The organism is Streptomyces sp. 1222.5, from assembly GCF_900105245.1.
In the GTDB taxonomy this organism is placed as follows: domain Bacteria; phylum Actinomycetota; class Actinomycetes; order Streptomycetales; family Streptomycetaceae; genus Streptomyces; species Streptomyces albidocamelliae.
Genome location: NZ_FNSZ01000001.1, coordinates 3,399,844 through 3,413,575 on the forward strand (window position 1 = coordinate 3,399,844; position 13,732 = coordinate 3,413,575).

The window sequence follows — 13,732 nt, forward strand, 5'->3', positions numbered from 1 at the left end:
ATGCAAATGCAGCCAACAGCGCACCGGTGAACTCCTTGTTACATCCACCCGAACCGGGGTATACGGCAACCGCCCCGGCGCCGGGCGGCGACGGGGCGGTGCGGTGTGCGGTCAGCCGCCGTAGCGGCGGTGACGTGCGGCGTAGTCGCGCAGGGCGCGCAGGAAGTCGACCTTGCGGAAGGCCGGCCAGAAGACCTCGCAGAAGTAGTACTCGGAGTGCGCGGTCTGCCAGAGCATGAATCCGGACAGCCTCTGCTCGCCGCTGGTGCGGATGACCAGGTCCGGGTCGGGCTGGGCCCGGGTGTAGAGGTGACGGCCGATCATGTCGACGTCGACGGACTCGGCGAGGTCCTCCATCGCCACGCCCTTGTCCCGGGCGTCGAGGAGCATGGAGCGCACGGCGTCGGCGATCTCCTGCCGGCCGCCGTAGCCGATGGCCACGTTGACCACTATTCCGTCGATGTGGGCGGTGGCCTCCTCGGCCTCCTTCAGCGCGGTCTGCATCTGCGAGGGCAGCAGGTCGGGCGTGCCGACGTGGTGCACGCGCCAGCGGCCGTCGGCGGCGAGGGTGCGGACGACGTCCTCGATGATGCCGAGCAGGGGGACGAGCTCGTCCGCCGGGCGGTCGAAGTTGTCCGTGGACAGCAGCCACAGGGTGACGACCTCGACGTCGGTCTCGGAGCACCAGCCGAGGAATTCCTCGATCTTCTCGGCGCCGGCCCGGTGGCCGTGGACGGTGGTGGAGCCGGACGCCTTGGCCCAGCGGCGGTTGCCGTCCATGATGACGCCGATGTGCTTGGGCACCTGGTCGTGGTCGAGGTGGCCCTCCACCCGGCGTGCGTAGAGCCTGACGAGCAGGCCGCGCAGCTTGTCGCGCAGGTTCACGTGGCCCTCCGGGGGTTGGCGCGGGGGTATGGGGTGCCGGAGCCGTTGAGCCTACCGTTGCCGGAGGCCCGGTCCCGGTCCGGGGTTTGGGTGGGTGTCGACACGGTCTCGCCGTCGGACGCGGGTCCGCAAGGGCCTGCCGCGCGCACGCGGTAGGGCCGCACCTCGGAACCCGGCCCCGGGCCCCCGTCCGGGACGCCGGTCCGCGGTCGGCGTTCCGGGCCGCCCCAAGAAAAAACGGGCCGGTCCGTGGGGGGGAGACGGACCGGCCCGAGGGGGGGTTTCCACCATAACCCTTCGTGAGGGATGGTGGGTGCATCGGCGCGACACAACTACTCTCCGGAATCGCCCGGCGACGCCCCGGTGGGTGCGGAAGGTTGGATTCAGGGGTGTGTCGTGGCCGATTCGCATCGGAATCCCAGGGAAATCCTGCTGGATGCAGAGGGATTCAGAGGGTTTGCGCCATATTGGCGATAGATCGGCATGTCGCCCTGCCGTCCCCCTGACGGGCTACCCGGCCGGCGAACGGCGGACTTGACGATTCCGCTCGACGCGGGAGGCGGAGCAGGGACGGGCCACCGGCCTGTCGGCACCGCGCAGCCCCCTCCTCTGCGCGGTGCCAGCCCGCGCAGCTTTGCTGACGCGAATTACCTTGGTCTGAACTTACGTGACCGGTGAGGCTGATGTGAACCGGAGCCGATAACGATGTGGAAACCCCGGGGGAACGGCGGGCAAAGACTGCCGGGTACACCCCGGTATGCCCTGATTCGTCAGCTGTGCGGCTTGCGGACGTCGAAGAGGTGCCGGGTGCTGTGCGCGACGAACGGCCCCTCCTTCCCGATCCGCTCGTGCAGCGCGCGCAGCCGCGGCTCGTACGCCTCGACCGTGAAGCCGGGCACCATCCAGACAACCTTCCGCAGGAAGTGGACGACCGCCGCGACGTCGTGGAACTCCATCCGCAGCCGCTCCGCCCGCAGGCCGGCCACCACGAGGCCCGCCGCCTCGGCGCCGGCCCGCTCCCGCTCCGGGGCACGGGCGGACCGCACCTCCTCGGGCTGCGGGCCCAGGAAGTACTCGACCAGCTCGAAGACGCTCGCGGGTCCGACGTGCTGCGCGAAGTAGGTGCCGCCCGGGCGCAGCACCCGGGCGATCTCGTCCCAGTACGGCCGGACGGGGTGCCGGCTGAGCACCAGGTCGAAGGTCTCGTCGGCGAACGGCAGCGGCGCGTCGTCCGGGGCCGCGACGACCACCACCCCGCGGGGCCGCAGCAGCGCCGTGGCCTTGGCGACGTTCGGCGGCCAGCCCTCCGTGGCGGCGACCGCGCCCGGCCGGTCCGGGCCGGCCGTGCCCAGCGCGAAGTCCAGCACCTCGCCGCCGCCGGTCTGGACGTCCAGCACGGCCCGCGCACCGGCCAGCCGCTCCCCCGCCGACCGGGCGTACCCCCAGGAGGGCCGCGCCTCGGTCGCCCGGCCCTCGAACCAGGAGAAGTCCCAGCCTTCCGTGGGCGCGGCGGCGCCCTCGGCCACAAGGTCCTCGAAGGAGGGGTTCGCTGTCATGACACCCAGGATCGCAGCCGGTTGTCGGTGCGTCCTGCTACTTTCCGCCCGCATGACGACGACTTACTTCGCCGGGGAGAAGGACACCCTGCACGCGAGCCTGGACCGGCACCGGGACATCGTTCTCGGCAAGCTGGACGGCCTCGACGACGAGCAGCTGCGCCGCCCGATGACACCGACCGGCACCAGCCTGCTCGGCCTGGTCAAGCATCTGGCCGCGGTCGAGTACGGCTGGTTCGTGGAGACGTTCGGCGGCGAGGCCGAGCCCTTCTGGTTCGATCCCCACGACGACATGCGGGTCTCCCGCGACGAGCCGACGGAACGGATCGTCGCCTTCTACGGCCGTGCCCGCGCCGCCGCCGACCGTTCGATCGCCGCGCTGCCGCTGGACGCCGAGGGCCGTCCGGCCTGGCGGGACATCGGCGTCTCCCTGCGCTGGACCCTGGTCCACATGATCGAGGAGACCGCGCGGCACGCCGGGCACATGGACATCCTGCGGGAGCTGATCGACGGCGCGACCGGGGACCGCCCCTAGGGGGCTTCGCCCGGGTCGGCCGGGGCCGGGCGAGCGGGCGGGCCGGCCGGTCCGGGGAGGACGAGGAGGATGTGTTCGTTCTCGCCGTACCGGACCGTGCCGGCGCGCTCGAAGCCGTGTCTCTCCAACAGGCGCACGGAGGCCGCGTTGCCGGCGAACGGATCGGCGTACAGCGGGCGGGCCGGCTCCTCGTGGAGGAAGAGGGCGAGGGCCCGGGTGCCGATGCCACGCCCCCAGTACGGGCGGCCGAGCCAGTACCCGAGGAACCGGCGGTCGTCCTGCGTCCAGGACACGAAGCTCCCGGCGACCTCCCCGCCCACGGTGACCGTCCGCACGAGGCAGTCGGGATCTCCCAGTACGCGCTGCCGCCAGTGCGCGAGGAAGGCGTCCCGCGGCCGGGGGGTGAACCTCGACCGCCGGACCGCCTCCGGATCGTGCTCGTGGGCGAGGAACAGTTCCAGGTCCGCCTCGACGACGGCACGCAGCCGCACCTCGGGGTGCCCGCCCTGTTCGCCGCCGGTGTCCCGCGTCGTGTCCGCCATGCCGGGAAGTGTGGCAGCCGCCACCGACACCGGGTCCTTCCCGCGCACCCGCGGGCCTACGGCACCAGGGGCCGCACTTCGGCCGCGGTGAAGCGCACGAAGCCCTCCGGGTCGGGTTCGTCCCCGGTCGGCTGGAGGACGACGGTGTCCGCCCCTGCCTCGGTCAGCCGGCGCACCGCTCCGGCCACCGCGGTCGCGTCCCCCGCCACCCCGACGTCCTGGGCCGACTCCAGCCCCTCGGCGGCGAGTTCGGCGCGCAGCCGCATCTCGGCGCCGGCTCCGGTGGCGGCGAGCAGGTAGACGACCACCGGGTGGGGATCGGTGCGGCCCGTCTCCCGCCGCCCCTCGTCGATGAGCTCCCGGGCCCGCCGTACGCCCTCCGGTGAGGTGGACGCCGTGAGGACGGTGCCGTCGGCCCGGGCGCCCGACAGCCGCAGCGTACGGGGGCCCGCGGCGCCGGCGAACACCTGCGCCGGGGCGTCCGGGGGCCAGTCGAGTCCGACGTCGTCCAGGGTGACGTACCGCCCCTGGACGGTGAGCCGTTGCCCGGCGAGCAGCGCGCGCAGGGCGTCGAGGTGTTCGCCGAGCAGGGTGAGCGGGGAGGCGGGGCGGGCGCCCACCTGGCCCATCCAGTCCTGCACCCCGTGTCCGACCACGACGGTGGCGCGGCCGGGGAACATCCGGTGCAGTGAGGCGGTCTCCATCGCGGTGAGGGCCACGTTCCTGAGGGGGACCGGCAGCAGCCCCACGCCCACCCGCACCCGCTCCGACCAGGCGAGCGCCGCGGCGGCCGTGGAGATCCCGCCCTCCCGGAAGCAGTCCTCCCACAGCCACAGCTCTTCGAGGCCCACGTCGTCCGCCGTCCGGGTGACGGCCCGCAGCCGCTCGGGAGGAAGCTGGGGGCGGAAGACCACACCGAGTCGAGTCATGACGCCCTTCCTAGTGGGGAGGACGGGATGAGGACAACGGGTTTATGTCCGGCGGGTGTTGATGCCGACGGCCGGCGCGGAGAGGGGAGTCGGGGCATGGGGCGGCGGGAGCGCTGGCGGGACGGGCGGGGACGGCTGATCGTGGGGGGAGGCTCCGGGGACGCGGCGGCCGTCACCGTGCCCCTGGAGATCGCGGCGTCGTACCGGGCCCGTACGAGGGGGCTGCTGGGCCGTGACGCGATCGACGGGGCGATGCTGCTGTCGCCCGCGAGCGGGGTGCACACCTTCGGGATGCGGATGCCGATCGACGTCGCCTACCTGGACCGCCGGTCGACCGTCATCGCGGTCCGCACGATGCTCCCCGGCCGCCTGGGCCTGCCCCGGCCGCGGGCCCGGCACGTGCTGGAGGCGGAGGCGGGGGCGATGGCGGGCTGGGGGCTGGTGGCGGGTGTACGGGTGGAGGTCGAGGCCGTTGTCGGTGGGACGGCCTAGCATCCGGGCATGAGAGCTTCAGGGACGTTCACGGTGGAGGAGTTCACTCCGGCAGCGGTACGGCCGCCGGAGCCGGTGGTCGAGACGGCGGTGCCCGTGGGGGTGGCCACGATGCGGAAGCGGTACGACGGCGAGGTCGGCGGGAGATCGGTGACCCTGTTCACCGCCGCGTACGACCAGGCCGCCGCGACCGGCACCTATGTCGCGATGGAGTCGTTCGAGGGGACCCTGCACGGACAGGGCGGCACCTTCAACTTCGCCCACTCGGGCACGACCCTCGGGGAGGGCAGGGAGGCCGAGTTCTTCGTGATCGTGCCGGGCAGCGGGACGGGCGCGCTGACCGGGATCCGGGGGGCCGGCGGTCTGTCGGTCGACGCGGACGGCACCCATCGGATCTGGTTCGACTACGAGGTGGGTGCGGGCTCCGTCACCGCTGGGGGCGCGGGAAGGTGACCTCGACGCGGCGGTTCTTGCGCCGGCCCTCCTCGGTGGAGTTGTCGGCGATCGGGTACTGCTCGCCGTAGCCGCGCACCTCGAAGGTGATGCCGGGCTCGTTCAGGTCCTGGTCCAGGACGGCCTGGACGGCGTTGGCGCGCTGCTTGGACAGGATGTCGCCGTGGGCGGAGCTGCCGAGGTTGTCGGTGAAGCCGAAGACGCGGACCTGGGTCGCGTTCTGCTTCCTGATCTCCTCGGCGATGGCCGCGATGCGGGCCTTCGCGTCCGCGCCGAGCTTGGCGCTGTCCTTGCCGAACAGCACCTCGGCCTGGAGGGCGAAGGTGACGTCGGCGTTCGTGTCCTCCCGGCGCTCGTCCCCGCTCTGGTCCTCCACGACCGACTTGATGTCCAGCACCTTGGCCTCCGCCAGGGTGGCCCCCTCGGGCAACTTCAGATCGGGATCGGTGGGGTCGACCTTCACGGGGGCGGTGGCGGAGGGTTCGGTACCGGGGGGGTTGTTGGGGTCGGTGTCGTCGGCGTGCGCCGAGGCAGCACCGTGAAGGCTCGCCACGAGGAGGAGGGCGGCGGCCGAGAGGGTGCGACCGAGGCGCGGCGTGGTGGTCACTTGGGCCTCACCCGGAGATCTGGATACTGGCGGAGGCGAACGTCGGCAGCTGGAACTCCACCTCGGCCGTGTTCGCGGGCGGTGCCGGAAACTGCATGAAGACCGGCAAATTGTCCCCGGCCTTGAGACTCGAGAGACCAGTGGTCGTCAGCGGCCGCCCCTCCGTGTCCCGCAGAACGTAGTACCGCTTCTTCCCCTTCGGGTCGACCAGTGTGGCTCCGCCCAGCGACGTGCCATTCCTGATGATTTCGGTTTCGTTGCCGCTCAGGGATGACGGAATGAGGAGGCTCTTGGCCCCGTCGTTCTTCAACGTCCCATTCACAGTGACGAAGCCGCCGGAATCTCGCTGTGCCGAGGTGATCTGGAGGAGCAGACCATCCGAGCCTTTCAGCTCGGCCAAGGGCTCGTCCGACTGCCCCTCCTGGGTGCTCGGGTTGGGGTCGCCGCCCTTGGTGGCGGAGGCGGAACCGTGCGGCTTTTCGTCGTCGCCGCCACCGCCACAGCCTGCCACGCCGACAGCCAGGCCCACCGCAACGGTCAGTGCGACCATCCCCCTGCGGACCCTCGCAGTGAACCGAATGCTCATCGCTCTGCTTCCCTTTTCCATCGCGTTCGCTTGTTCAGTCGGCCAGGTGGACGTCGAAGAGGTCGTCGGGCTTCGGGAGCCGTGACGGAGGATCGTCCGGCTTCGGGTCCCACACCTGGTCACCGCAGGTGAGTTCGGGCAGCGTGTCGTCCTCGGTGTCGTCACCAGGGGGCGGGAAAGTGCAGAGCGACTCGATCACGGCGCGGGCGTGAGCCGTCGATCTACGGTTCTCCGTGCCCGGGACCACCGAGTCCCCCACCGTCTTGTTGGTCCTGACTTCAACGGCGTAGGCGAGCGTCGCCCGAGTACAGGCGAGCACCGAAGCATCATTCTGGTCGGCGAGCTCACCGGCACGCGAGCAGAAATCGTCGCCCACTTCCCCATTCAGGATTGCCTGCCACTGGTCCGGATCGCTCAGAGCATCCAGCCACATGTCCGCGAGTTGGTCACGTGTCTTCTGCGCGGCCGCGAGCGCCGCCGCGTCCGCCGCTGTCTGAGCGCCACCCCTGTTCACAGCCGCTTGGCCGACGGCGAGGTAGGCAAACGCGAGAAAGAGCAGGCCCGCCACCACCGTGATGTAGATGGGGAAGGCCTGCCCTGCGTCGTGGCGCGGAGGAGTCAGCCGCCGGTGACTTCGGTGATTTTCGTCCTGATCGCATCGAAGATCGTCTGCCCGATGCTCGTACCCGTGATCGCCAACACGATCGCCACGACCACCGCGATGATGCCGAGGTACTCCACTGCGGTCTGCCCACGGTCGCTCCGGACGGCACGCGCCTGCAGATACGCGACGGTGGTGTTGAACCACTTGCTCATGGTCTTCCCCTCCAGCTTTGCCTCGGATCCGGGCACCGTACGGCGACACCCCCTGCACACCCCAGGGCCCCAGGGCCCAACCCCAGGCCCATTCGTGGGACGTGTCGCTCCCCCGCGTCCCCATCTCAAGCCACCCCCAGCCACTTCGCGGCCGCCTGGGACCTCGTCGTGCTGTCGAGCTTGGCGAAGATGCGGTTGATGTGGTTCTTGACCGTCTTCTCGCTGATGAAGCAGGCGGCGGCGATCTGCTGATTGGTCATGCCGGACGCGATGAGGTCCATGATCTCCGCCTCCCTCGTACTCAGCCGGAACCGCGACCGATACGACTCTCCCACAGGACGTTGCAGTTGCGAAAGAGGAATGGGGGGTAATTCGTCCAAACCAACCGGGGGTTCGGCCTCCATGTGTGCAGGTGCACTCGACTGGAGCCCGGACAGCAACGCCCTCGCCGCCCCCGGTGTCACATGCGGCCGCCCCTCCCGCACATCCCGCACCGCCCGCACCAACTGCTCGGTCGTGAACTCGCCGTGCACCAGGTATCCCCCCGCCCCCAGCCGCAGCGCCTCCCGCACGGTCTCCGCCTCGTGGCTGTACGTCAGCATCATGACGGGGGCCAGCCGCACCAGGTGGGGCAACGCCGAGATTCCGTCCACCCCGGGCATGCGGACGTCGAGCAGGATCACGTCGGGCCAGCACCGCAGCGCCGCCTCGTAGGCCTCGCGGCCGTCCGTCGCCTCCGCCACCACCGTGGTGTCCTCGCGGCCGGACAGCAGGGCGGTCAGGCCCGCGCGGACCACGGGGTTGTCGTCGGCGACCAGCAGCCGCAGGGGCGGGACCACGGGCGCGGACGGCGGGAAGTCCGGCCGGGGACGGGTGTGCCGCATCGGTGCCTCCTCTCAGGCGTCCGGGGAGGACGGGTGGGCGGGACGATCGGTGGGGGCGGTCGCGGGCCGGGCCCCCAGCGGGAGTTCCAGCCGTACCTCCGTGCCCCGCGCGTGGCCGCCCCGGCCGACGCGGAGGCGGGCGCCCGCCCGGGCGGCGCGTTCGACCATGCCGAGCAGGCCGAAGTGGCCCGAGGTGCGGAGGTCTTCGAGCGTGGTGCCGGGCGGGAGTCCGGTGCCGTCGTCGTGCACGGTGATCCGCAGCAGGTCGCCGTGGACCGCGGCCCGTACGTCCACCCGGGTCGCGGACGCGTGCCGGTGCGCGTTCTCCAGCGCCTCCGCGACGATGGCGAGGACATGACGGCCCGTGGTCGCGGGCAACGGCGGGAGGCCGGCCGGGACCGGCCAGTGACAGTGGACCGGCAGACCGGTGCGGGCACCGAAGTCGGCCGCACGCGCACGCAGTTCCCGCCATGCCGTCGTCTCCCCCGCCCGGCCCGACTGCTCGCGTCGCAGGTCCGTCAGCAACTCCCGCGACTCCGCGGCCGCCCTGCGCGCCGAACGGGACACCAGCTCCGCCTGCTGCCTTATGCGGTCGGGATCGGGCGCGTCCGTGGAGGCGGTCGCCGCCAGTCCGTCCGCGGCCAGCGCCACGCCGTACAAGGTCTTGGCCACGGAGTCGTGCATCTCGCGGGCCAGCCGGGCCCGTTCCGCGCTCACCGCCTCGGCCGCCGCGAGGCGCGCCTGCACCGTGGTCAGGGCCTGGGTCGCGGCGCCGAAGCGGAGCATCAGGTTGCGCAGGGTCGAGCCCATGGCGCCGGCGATGACGCACAGGCCGGGCAGGAGCAGGGCCTCGGCGACGGGCGCGTGCCGGTCGGCCTTCAGGGTGGCGTGGACCAGCAGCAGGATCAGCGACTGGAGCGAGGCGAAGCAGGCCGCGCCGCGCCAGCCGTAGACCAGGCCCGCCACGAGCGGGGTGCAGACGCTCACGTAGGCGAGGGTGGTGTCCGGGCCCGCCGAGACGAGGAGGAAGGAGCCGAAGAGGGTGTCGACGGCGAGCAGGCTGGGGTGGCGCAGCAGGAGGGGGCCGAAGCGGGCCCAGTCGCGGAAGAGGACGTAGGACATCATGAACGTGACGACCACCGCGGCGCCCACCAGGCGTGCGCCCAGGCCGGGTGCCGCGTTGAGCAGCGCGGCGGGGGCGGCCAGGGCGATCATCGCCAGCCGGAAGCCGAAGACCTGCCGGCACATCGCCTGCAGCGCCCGGACCTGGATCTTCTCCGACGGCTCGGTCGGCAGCACGCCCTGACCCGCCCCGGTCGCGGAGAGCGAGTCGGCCCCGGACAGCGGGTCGGCCCCGGCCGCCGGACGTCCCCGCTCCCGCCGACCTCGGGCCCACCGGCCCTGCCCGGGCCACCCGCCGGCCCGCCGCGCCAGCCGGCCGGCGGCCGTCCGCAGTCGCCGCCGGCCCCCGAAGGACGCGTCTCCCACGTGTCCTCCGGGTCCCGTCAGCCCTGTCGCCGTCACGTCCGCCTCACTTCCCCGTGAGCGAACCGAAGTCCACTCCGGAGCCGAGCAGCAGGCCGGCGCCCAGCAGGAGCATCGTCGCCGGGACCATGAACGTGGTGATCATCAGCGTCGCCTTGGGCACCGCGCGGGCGGCCTTGCGGCGGGCGTTCTGCGCGTCGGTGCGGCGCATGTCCTTGGCCAGGGAGACCAGGGTGTCCACGATCGGGGCACCCAGTTCCTCGCCCTGCTGGAGTGCCGTGACGAACATGGCCACCTGCTCGGAGTCGTTGCGCCGGCGCAGTTCCGCGAAGGCCTGGCGGCGGCTCACGCCCAGGTCCATCTGGCGCAGGGTGATGCGGAGTTCGTCGGCCCACGGGCCCTCGTAGCGGGAGGCGACCCGGTCCAGGGCCTGGCGGAAGCCGAGGCCCGCGCTGACCACGACGGCCAGCACGTCCAGGAAGTCGGGCAGGGTGCGCTCGATGACGTCCTTGCGGACGCGGATCGCGGACCAGATGCCGACCTCGGTCCAGAACGCGCCGAACAGCAGCAGGAGCAGGGCCACGAACCACTGCCCGCGCAGCAGGAAGACCAGGAAGCCGACGCCGCCGAGCGCGCCGTAGACGGCGCGGCGGGCCGCGTACCGGTCGATGGTCAGACCGCCCGGGTTGCCGGCGAGGTCGATCCTGCGCCGGTACTTGGCGACCAGCCGGGGCCCCATCAGACGCAGTACGGCGGGTGCGTAGCGCATGCCCATGCGGTCGATGACCGAGCCCACCGCCCCGGTGCGGGTGGCGCCGACCTCCAGGGCCACGGCGAGGTCGCCGGGGAGCTTGGCGTCGGCGCGGTACATGCGGATGCCGGCGAAGACGCCCCAGACCGCGAGGCCCATCACGAGTGCGAGCAGGAGTTCCACGGTGCCCGCCCCCTCACACGTCGATCCGGCTGAGCCGCCGGATGAGGACGAATCCGACGGCGTACATGGCGAACGCGATGATCACGCAGGCCTGGCCCACCGGAGAGCCGGTCATGCGTTCCAGAGCGCCGTCCTTGACGGCGTTCATCAGGAACAGGGCCCCGATGCCGAGGACCGGGACGGCGTACGACGTCATCGTCACCTGGGAGAGCTGGGTGCGGATCTCCCGCCGGGTCTCCTTGCGTTCCTCCAGCGTCTCGGTCAGGTTCCGCAGGGCGGACACCACCTGGCCGCCCGCCCGGTTCGACAGGACCAGGGTGGTGACGAGGACGACCAGTTCGCGGGAGGGGAGACGGTCGGCGAGTTCCCCCAGCGCGTCGTCCAGGGAGTGTCCGATGGCGAGCTGGTCGTCGACCTTGGCCAGTTCCTCGCCCGCCGGTGCCTCCAGTTCCTCCGCGGCCATGCCGATGGCGGTGCGCAGGGCCAGGCCGGCCTGGGTGGCGTTGGCCAGGATGCGGGCCAGTTCGGGGAGCTGGTTGATGAACCGCTCGATACGTTTCTGGCGCTGCCAGTTGAGGAACTGCACCGCCGCCCAGATGCCGAGCAGCCCGGCGATCGGGCCGAAGAAGGGCGCCAGGGTGGCCTGGCCGATCAGCCAGAGCGCGGCGACCGTGGCGAGCATGTAGACGAAGAACTCTCCCGGTGTGACGTCCAGGCCGGTCGCCGCCAGCCGCAGTTCGAGCCAGCGGCCGAAGCGGGTGCGGCGCAGCCGCCGGTCGAGGTCGCGGAAGCGGCGCGTCCGGCCGGTCCCCGCGTGGGGGCCGGTGAGGGCGAGGCGGTCGACGAGGGCGGCGCGCTGTGCCCGCCCGGAGGCGTAGGCGTGGACGCCGGCCACCGCCAGGACGCAGGTCAGCAGCGCCACTCCGGTGGTGAGCTGGACGAGGGTGTGGAGTTCCATGGGGGGTGGCTACCTACCTGGCTTCTCGGGTGGCGAGCTGGTCCGCGGAGTGGGCGACTCCGAAGGCCTGCGGGATGGGCTGGCTCGCCATGTAGAGGCGGTCGGCGGTACGGCGGGGCAGCGGGAAGTACTGGAAGGTGCCGTACACCCGGCCGTCCGGGGTCATGGGCTGCGCGTCGAAGCGGGCCACGGTCGCCAGCCGGTACGGCTCCCCGCCGTGGCTGTCCAGCAGCGCGATCTCGGTGATGCGGCGGACGCCGTCGGCGAACCGGGTCAGCTGGACGAGGACGTCGACCGCGCTGTTGATCTGGTCGTGCAGCGCCACGAAGGGCACCTCGACGTCCGACATGGAGGCGAGGGTCTGCAACCGGGTGAGGGCGTCCTCGGCGCTGTTGGCGTGCACGGTGGCGAGGGAGCCGTCGTGGCCCGTGGACATGGCCTGAAGCATGTCGAGGGACTCGCCCCCGCGGACCTCGCCGACGACGATGCGGTCGGGGCGCATGCGCAGCGAGTTGCGGACCAGGTCGCGGATGCCGACCTGGCCCTTGCCCTCGACGTTCGGCGGCCGGGACTCCAGCCGGACCACATGGCTCTGCTGGAGCTGGAGTTCGGCGGAGTCCTCGATGGTGATGATGCGCTCGTGCGAGGGGATGAGCCCGGAGAGGGCGTTGAGCAGGGTCGTCTTCCCGGTGCCGGTGGCCCCGGAGACGATGATGTTGAACTTGGCCTGCACCAGTCCCGCCAGCAGGTACACCATCTGCTCGTCGAGCGAGCCGAAGGAGATCAGCTCCTGAAGGGTGAAGGAGCGCGGGAAGCGGCGGATGGTGAGGATCGGACCGGTCAGCGACAGCGGCGGGATGATGACGTTGACCCGCTCGCCGGAGGGCAGGCGGGCGTCCACCATCGGATTCGACTCGTCGACGCGCCGGTTGACCGTCGACACGATCCGCTCGATCGTCTGCATGAGCTGGTCGGCGGAGACGAACCGGAGCGGCAACTGCTCGACGCGACCGCCGCGTTCGACGAAGATCGCGTCGGGTCCGTTCACCATGATCTCGGTGATCGACGCGTCCTCCAGCAGGGGTTCCAGGATGCCGAGGCCGAGGGCCTCGTCCACGACCCGGCGGATCAGCTGCGAGCGCTCCACCGTCGACAGGACCGGACCCTCGCGGCTGATGATGTGCCCGAGCACCCGCTCCAGCCGCGCCCGGCGCTCGGCGGCGGCGAGCGAACTCATCTCCGCGAGGTCGATCTCCTCCAGCAGCTTGGCCCGGTAGGAGGCGACCAGATGCCCGTCCTCGCCCCGGCTGCCGTGCTCCTCCGGAGTGCTGATGCGTGCCCGCAGGCTCATGGTCGGCGACTCCTCGTTCAGTGGTCGAGCGGCATGGTGGCGGACTTGGTGGCGGAGCCGAGGTCCCAGCCGGGAACGATCTGCGGGATGTGCACTTCGGCGATGACCGTGACCGAGCCGGCTCCGCCCCCGCCCTCGCCGCACGACACGGTGAGCCCGCCGCTCACGGCCTGCGCGCACGCCGCTTGCGCGTCCTGGTGCAGGGACGCGGCGCGGGCCCCGGCCCGGGCCGCCGTACCGGCCTGCTCGGCGGCGTAGGCGACGGCACCGATCTGGATGCCGGCCATGCCCACGAGCAGCAGGATCGGCACGAACCCCAGGTACTCGATGGCCACTTGGCCCCGGTCACGTCGTCGACGGCACGGCATCTCAGTGCTTCACCTCCTCGACGGCACCGGCGTGACCGGTCACCGTTGCCGGGAAGTCGATCAGACCGGGGAAGAGGACGGGGACGTGCAGTTCGACCTCGGCCGTGACGTATCCGCTCGGGTTGCAGGTCACTTCGGCACTCCCCCTCCACGCGGCCGACAGGTGCGCCATCCCCGCCGCCGAGCAGGCTCCTTGCCGTGCGCCGCCCGGTGGCGCGGCCGTCCCCGCCCGCACCGCCTCGTCCGCGGCGTTCCCGGCGAGCGTGAAGGTGTATCCCACGAGCACGGCCTGCCACACCAGCACCAGCGTCAGCACGATCAGGGGAGTCATCCCCAGGAACTCGATGCTGA

18 protein-coding genes are annotated in these 13,732 nt (G+C 71.8%); 3 read left to right on the top strand and 15 right to left on the bottom strand.

All coding sequences use genetic code 11. The annotated features are described in order from the left end of the window. Window positions 1-111: 111 nt before the first annotated feature. Together BLW57_RS15135 and BLW57_RS15140 are read right to left on the bottom strand one after the other, a co-directional pair. A complete protein-coding gene (locus BLW57_RS15135) occupies window positions 112-885 on the bottom strand; it encodes an isoprenyl transferase (protein ID WP_093475071.1) in 774 nt (257 codons plus the stop codon). A gap of 770 nt (window positions 886-1,655) precedes the next feature. Beyond that, on the bottom strand, window positions 1,656-2,441 hold the full coding sequence (locus BLW57_RS15140; RefSeq protein ID WP_093475073.1) for a class I SAM-dependent methyltransferase: 786 nt from the start codon (window positions 2,439-2,441) through the stop codon (window positions 1,656-1,658). 52 nt (window positions 2,442-2,493) lie between these two features. Here BLW57_RS15140 and BLW57_RS15145 point away from each other — a divergent pair, with 52 nt between their 5' ends. Further along, the gene (locus BLW57_RS15145; RefSeq protein ID WP_093475074.1) at window positions 2,494-2,976 is read left to right on the top strand and encodes a DinB family protein; all 483 of its coding nucleotides are present in this window, start codon (window positions 2,494-2,496) and stop codon (window positions 2,974-2,976) included. Here BLW57_RS15145 and BLW57_RS15150 read toward each other — a convergent pair. Together BLW57_RS15150 and BLW57_RS15155 are read right to left on the bottom strand one after the other, a co-directional pair. Continuing rightward, entirely contained in the window at window positions 2,973-3,518 is a 546-nt protein-coding gene (locus tag BLW57_RS15150; protein WP_093475076.1) for a GNAT family N-acetyltransferase, read from the bottom strand. The genes BLW57_RS15145 and BLW57_RS15150 overlap by 4 nt on opposite strands. A 56-nt stretch (window positions 3,519-3,574) precedes the next feature. Next, entirely contained in the window at window positions 3,575-4,447 is an 873-nt protein-coding gene (locus BLW57_RS15155; RefSeq protein ID WP_093475077.1) for an LLM class flavin-dependent oxidoreductase, read from the bottom strand. 96 nt (window positions 4,448-4,543) lie between these two features. On the opposite strand from BLW57_RS15155, the gene BLW57_RS15160 reads away from it, so the two are divergent. Both BLW57_RS15160 and BLW57_RS15165 read left to right on the top strand, forming a co-directional pair. Further along, the gene (locus BLW57_RS15160; RefSeq protein ID WP_093475079.1) at window positions 4,544-4,939 is read left to right on the top strand and encodes a DUF192 domain-containing protein; all 396 of its coding nucleotides are present in this window, start codon (window positions 4,544-4,546) and stop codon (window positions 4,937-4,939) included. 9 nt (window positions 4,940-4,948) lie between these two features. Beyond that, a complete protein-coding gene (locus BLW57_RS15165) occupies window positions 4,949-5,392 on the top strand; it encodes a DUF3224 domain-containing protein (protein WP_093475080.1) in 444 nt (147 codons plus the stop codon). Here BLW57_RS15165 and BLW57_RS15170 read toward each other — a convergent pair. From BLW57_RS15170 to BLW57_RS15220, 11 genes are all read right to left on the bottom strand, one after another. Beyond that, a complete protein-coding gene (locus BLW57_RS15170) occupies window positions 5,367-5,999 on the bottom strand; it encodes an OmpA family protein (protein ID WP_093475082.1) in 633 nt (210 codons plus the stop codon). The two genes, BLW57_RS15165 and BLW57_RS15170, sit on opposite strands and share 26 nt — an antisense overlap. A gap of 7 nt (window positions 6,000-6,006) precedes the next feature. Beyond that, window positions 6,007-6,585, bottom strand: a complete 579-nt coding sequence (locus BLW57_RS15175) for a hypothetical protein (protein WP_093475083.1) — start codon at window positions 6,583-6,585, stop codon at window positions 6,007-6,009. 34 nt (window positions 6,586-6,619) lie between these two features. Further along, window positions 6,620-7,207, bottom strand: coding sequence for a pilus assembly protein TadG-related protein (locus BLW57_RS15180; protein WP_093480700.1), 588 nt, complete (start codon window positions 7,205-7,207; stop codon window positions 6,620-6,622). Further along, entirely contained in the window at window positions 7,204-7,401 is a 198-nt protein-coding gene (locus BLW57_RS15185; protein ID WP_093480701.1) for a Flp family type IVb pilin, read from the bottom strand. The genes BLW57_RS15180 and BLW57_RS15185 overlap by 4 nt, the downstream gene beginning before the upstream one ends. Window positions 7,402-7,526: 125 nt before the next feature. Next, window positions 7,527-8,285 carry a response regulator gene (locus BLW57_RS15190; protein WP_093475085.1) on the bottom strand — a complete coding sequence of 253 codons (759 nt, stop codon included), beginning with the start codon at window positions 8,283-8,285 and terminating at the stop codon, window positions 7,527-7,529. 12 nt (window positions 8,286-8,297) lie between these two features. Further along, on the bottom strand, window positions 8,298-9,533 hold the full coding sequence (locus BLW57_RS15195; protein ID WP_093480702.1) for a sensor histidine kinase: 1,236 nt from the start codon (window positions 9,531-9,533) through the stop codon (window positions 8,298-8,300). A gap of 283 nt (window positions 9,534-9,816) precedes the next feature. Beyond that, window positions 9,817-10,704: a DUF5936 domain-containing protein gene (locus tag BLW57_RS15200; RefSeq protein WP_093475086.1), complete on the bottom strand. Its 888-nt coding sequence runs from the start codon at window positions 10,702-10,704 to the stop codon at window positions 9,817-9,819. Window positions 10,705-10,717: 13 nt separating this feature from the next. Then, window positions 10,718-11,662: a type II secretion system F family protein gene (locus BLW57_RS15205; RefSeq protein WP_093475088.1), complete on the bottom strand. Its 945-nt coding sequence runs from the start codon at window positions 11,660-11,662 to the stop codon at window positions 10,718-10,720. A 13-nt stretch (window positions 11,663-11,675) separates the two neighbouring features. Beyond that, window positions 11,676-13,013: a TadA family conjugal transfer-associated ATPase gene (locus tag BLW57_RS15210; protein ID WP_093475089.1), complete on the bottom strand. Its 1,338-nt coding sequence runs from the start codon at window positions 13,011-13,013 to the stop codon at window positions 11,676-11,678. A gap of 17 nt (window positions 13,014-13,030) precedes the next feature. Continuing rightward, window positions 13,031-13,381 carry a TadE/TadG family type IV pilus assembly protein gene (locus tag BLW57_RS15215; protein ID WP_093475091.1) on the bottom strand — a complete coding sequence of 117 codons (351 nt, stop codon included), beginning with the start codon at window positions 13,379-13,381 and terminating at the stop codon, window positions 13,031-13,033. A gap of 1 nt (window position 13,382) precedes the next feature. Continuing rightward, window positions 13,383-13,712, bottom strand: coding sequence for a septum formation initiator (locus BLW57_RS15220; protein WP_093480703.1), 330 nt, complete (start codon window positions 13,710-13,712; stop codon window positions 13,383-13,385). Window positions 13,713-13,732: the final 20 nt, after the last annotated feature.

Coding starts and splice junctions, on each gene's coding strand:
- BLW57_RS15160 (WP_093475079.1), top strand. CDS start 4,544: ATGGGGCGGCGGGAGCGCTGGCGGGACGGGCGGGGACGGCTGATCGTG.
- BLW57_RS15165 (WP_093475080.1), top strand. CDS start 4,949: ATGAGAGCTTCAGGGACGTTCACGGTGGAGGAGTTCACTCCGGCAGCG.
- BLW57_RS15220 (WP_093480703.1), bottom strand. CDS start 13,712: ATGACTCCCCTGATCGTGCTGACGCTGGTGCTGGTGTGGCAGGCCGTG.
- BLW57_RS15175 (WP_093475083.1), bottom strand. CDS start 6,585: ATGAGCATTCGGTTCACTGCGAGGGTCCGCAGGGGGATGGTCGCACTG.
- BLW57_RS15190 (WP_093475085.1), bottom strand. CDS start 8,285: ATGCGGCACACCCGTCCCCGGCCGGACTTCCCGCCGTCCGCGCCCGTG.
- BLW57_RS15210 (WP_093475089.1), bottom strand. CDS start 13,013: ATGAGCCTGCGGGCACGCATCAGCACTCCGGAGGAGCACGGCAGCCGG.
- BLW57_RS15195 (WP_093480702.1), bottom strand. CDS start 9,533: ATGTGCCGGCAGGTCTTCGGCTTCCGGCTGGCGATGATCGCCCTGGCC.
- BLW57_RS15140 (WP_093475073.1), bottom strand. CDS start 2,441: ATGACAGCGAACCCCTCCTTCGAGGACCTTGTGGCCGAGGGCGCCGCC.
- BLW57_RS15185 (WP_093480701.1), bottom strand. CDS start 7,401: ATGAGCAAGTGGTTCAACACCACCGTCGCGTATCTGCAGGCGCGTGCC.
- BLW57_RS15155 (WP_093475077.1), bottom strand. CDS start 4,447: ATGACTCGACTCGGTGTGGTCTTCCGCCCCCAGCTTCCTCCCGAGCGG.
- BLW57_RS15150 (WP_093475076.1), bottom strand. CDS start 3,518: ATGGCGGACACGACGCGGGACACCGGCGGCGAACAGGGCGGGCACCCC.
- BLW57_RS15215 (WP_093475091.1), bottom strand. CDS start 13,381: ATGCCGTGCCGTCGACGACGTGACCGGGGCCAAGTGGCCATCGAGTAC.
- BLW57_RS15205 (WP_093475088.1), bottom strand. CDS start 11,662: ATGGAACTCCACACCCTCGTCCAGCTCACCACCGGAGTGGCGCTGCTG.
- BLW57_RS15145 (WP_093475074.1), top strand. CDS start 2,494: ATGACGACGACTTACTTCGCCGGGGAGAAGGACACCCTGCACGCGAGC.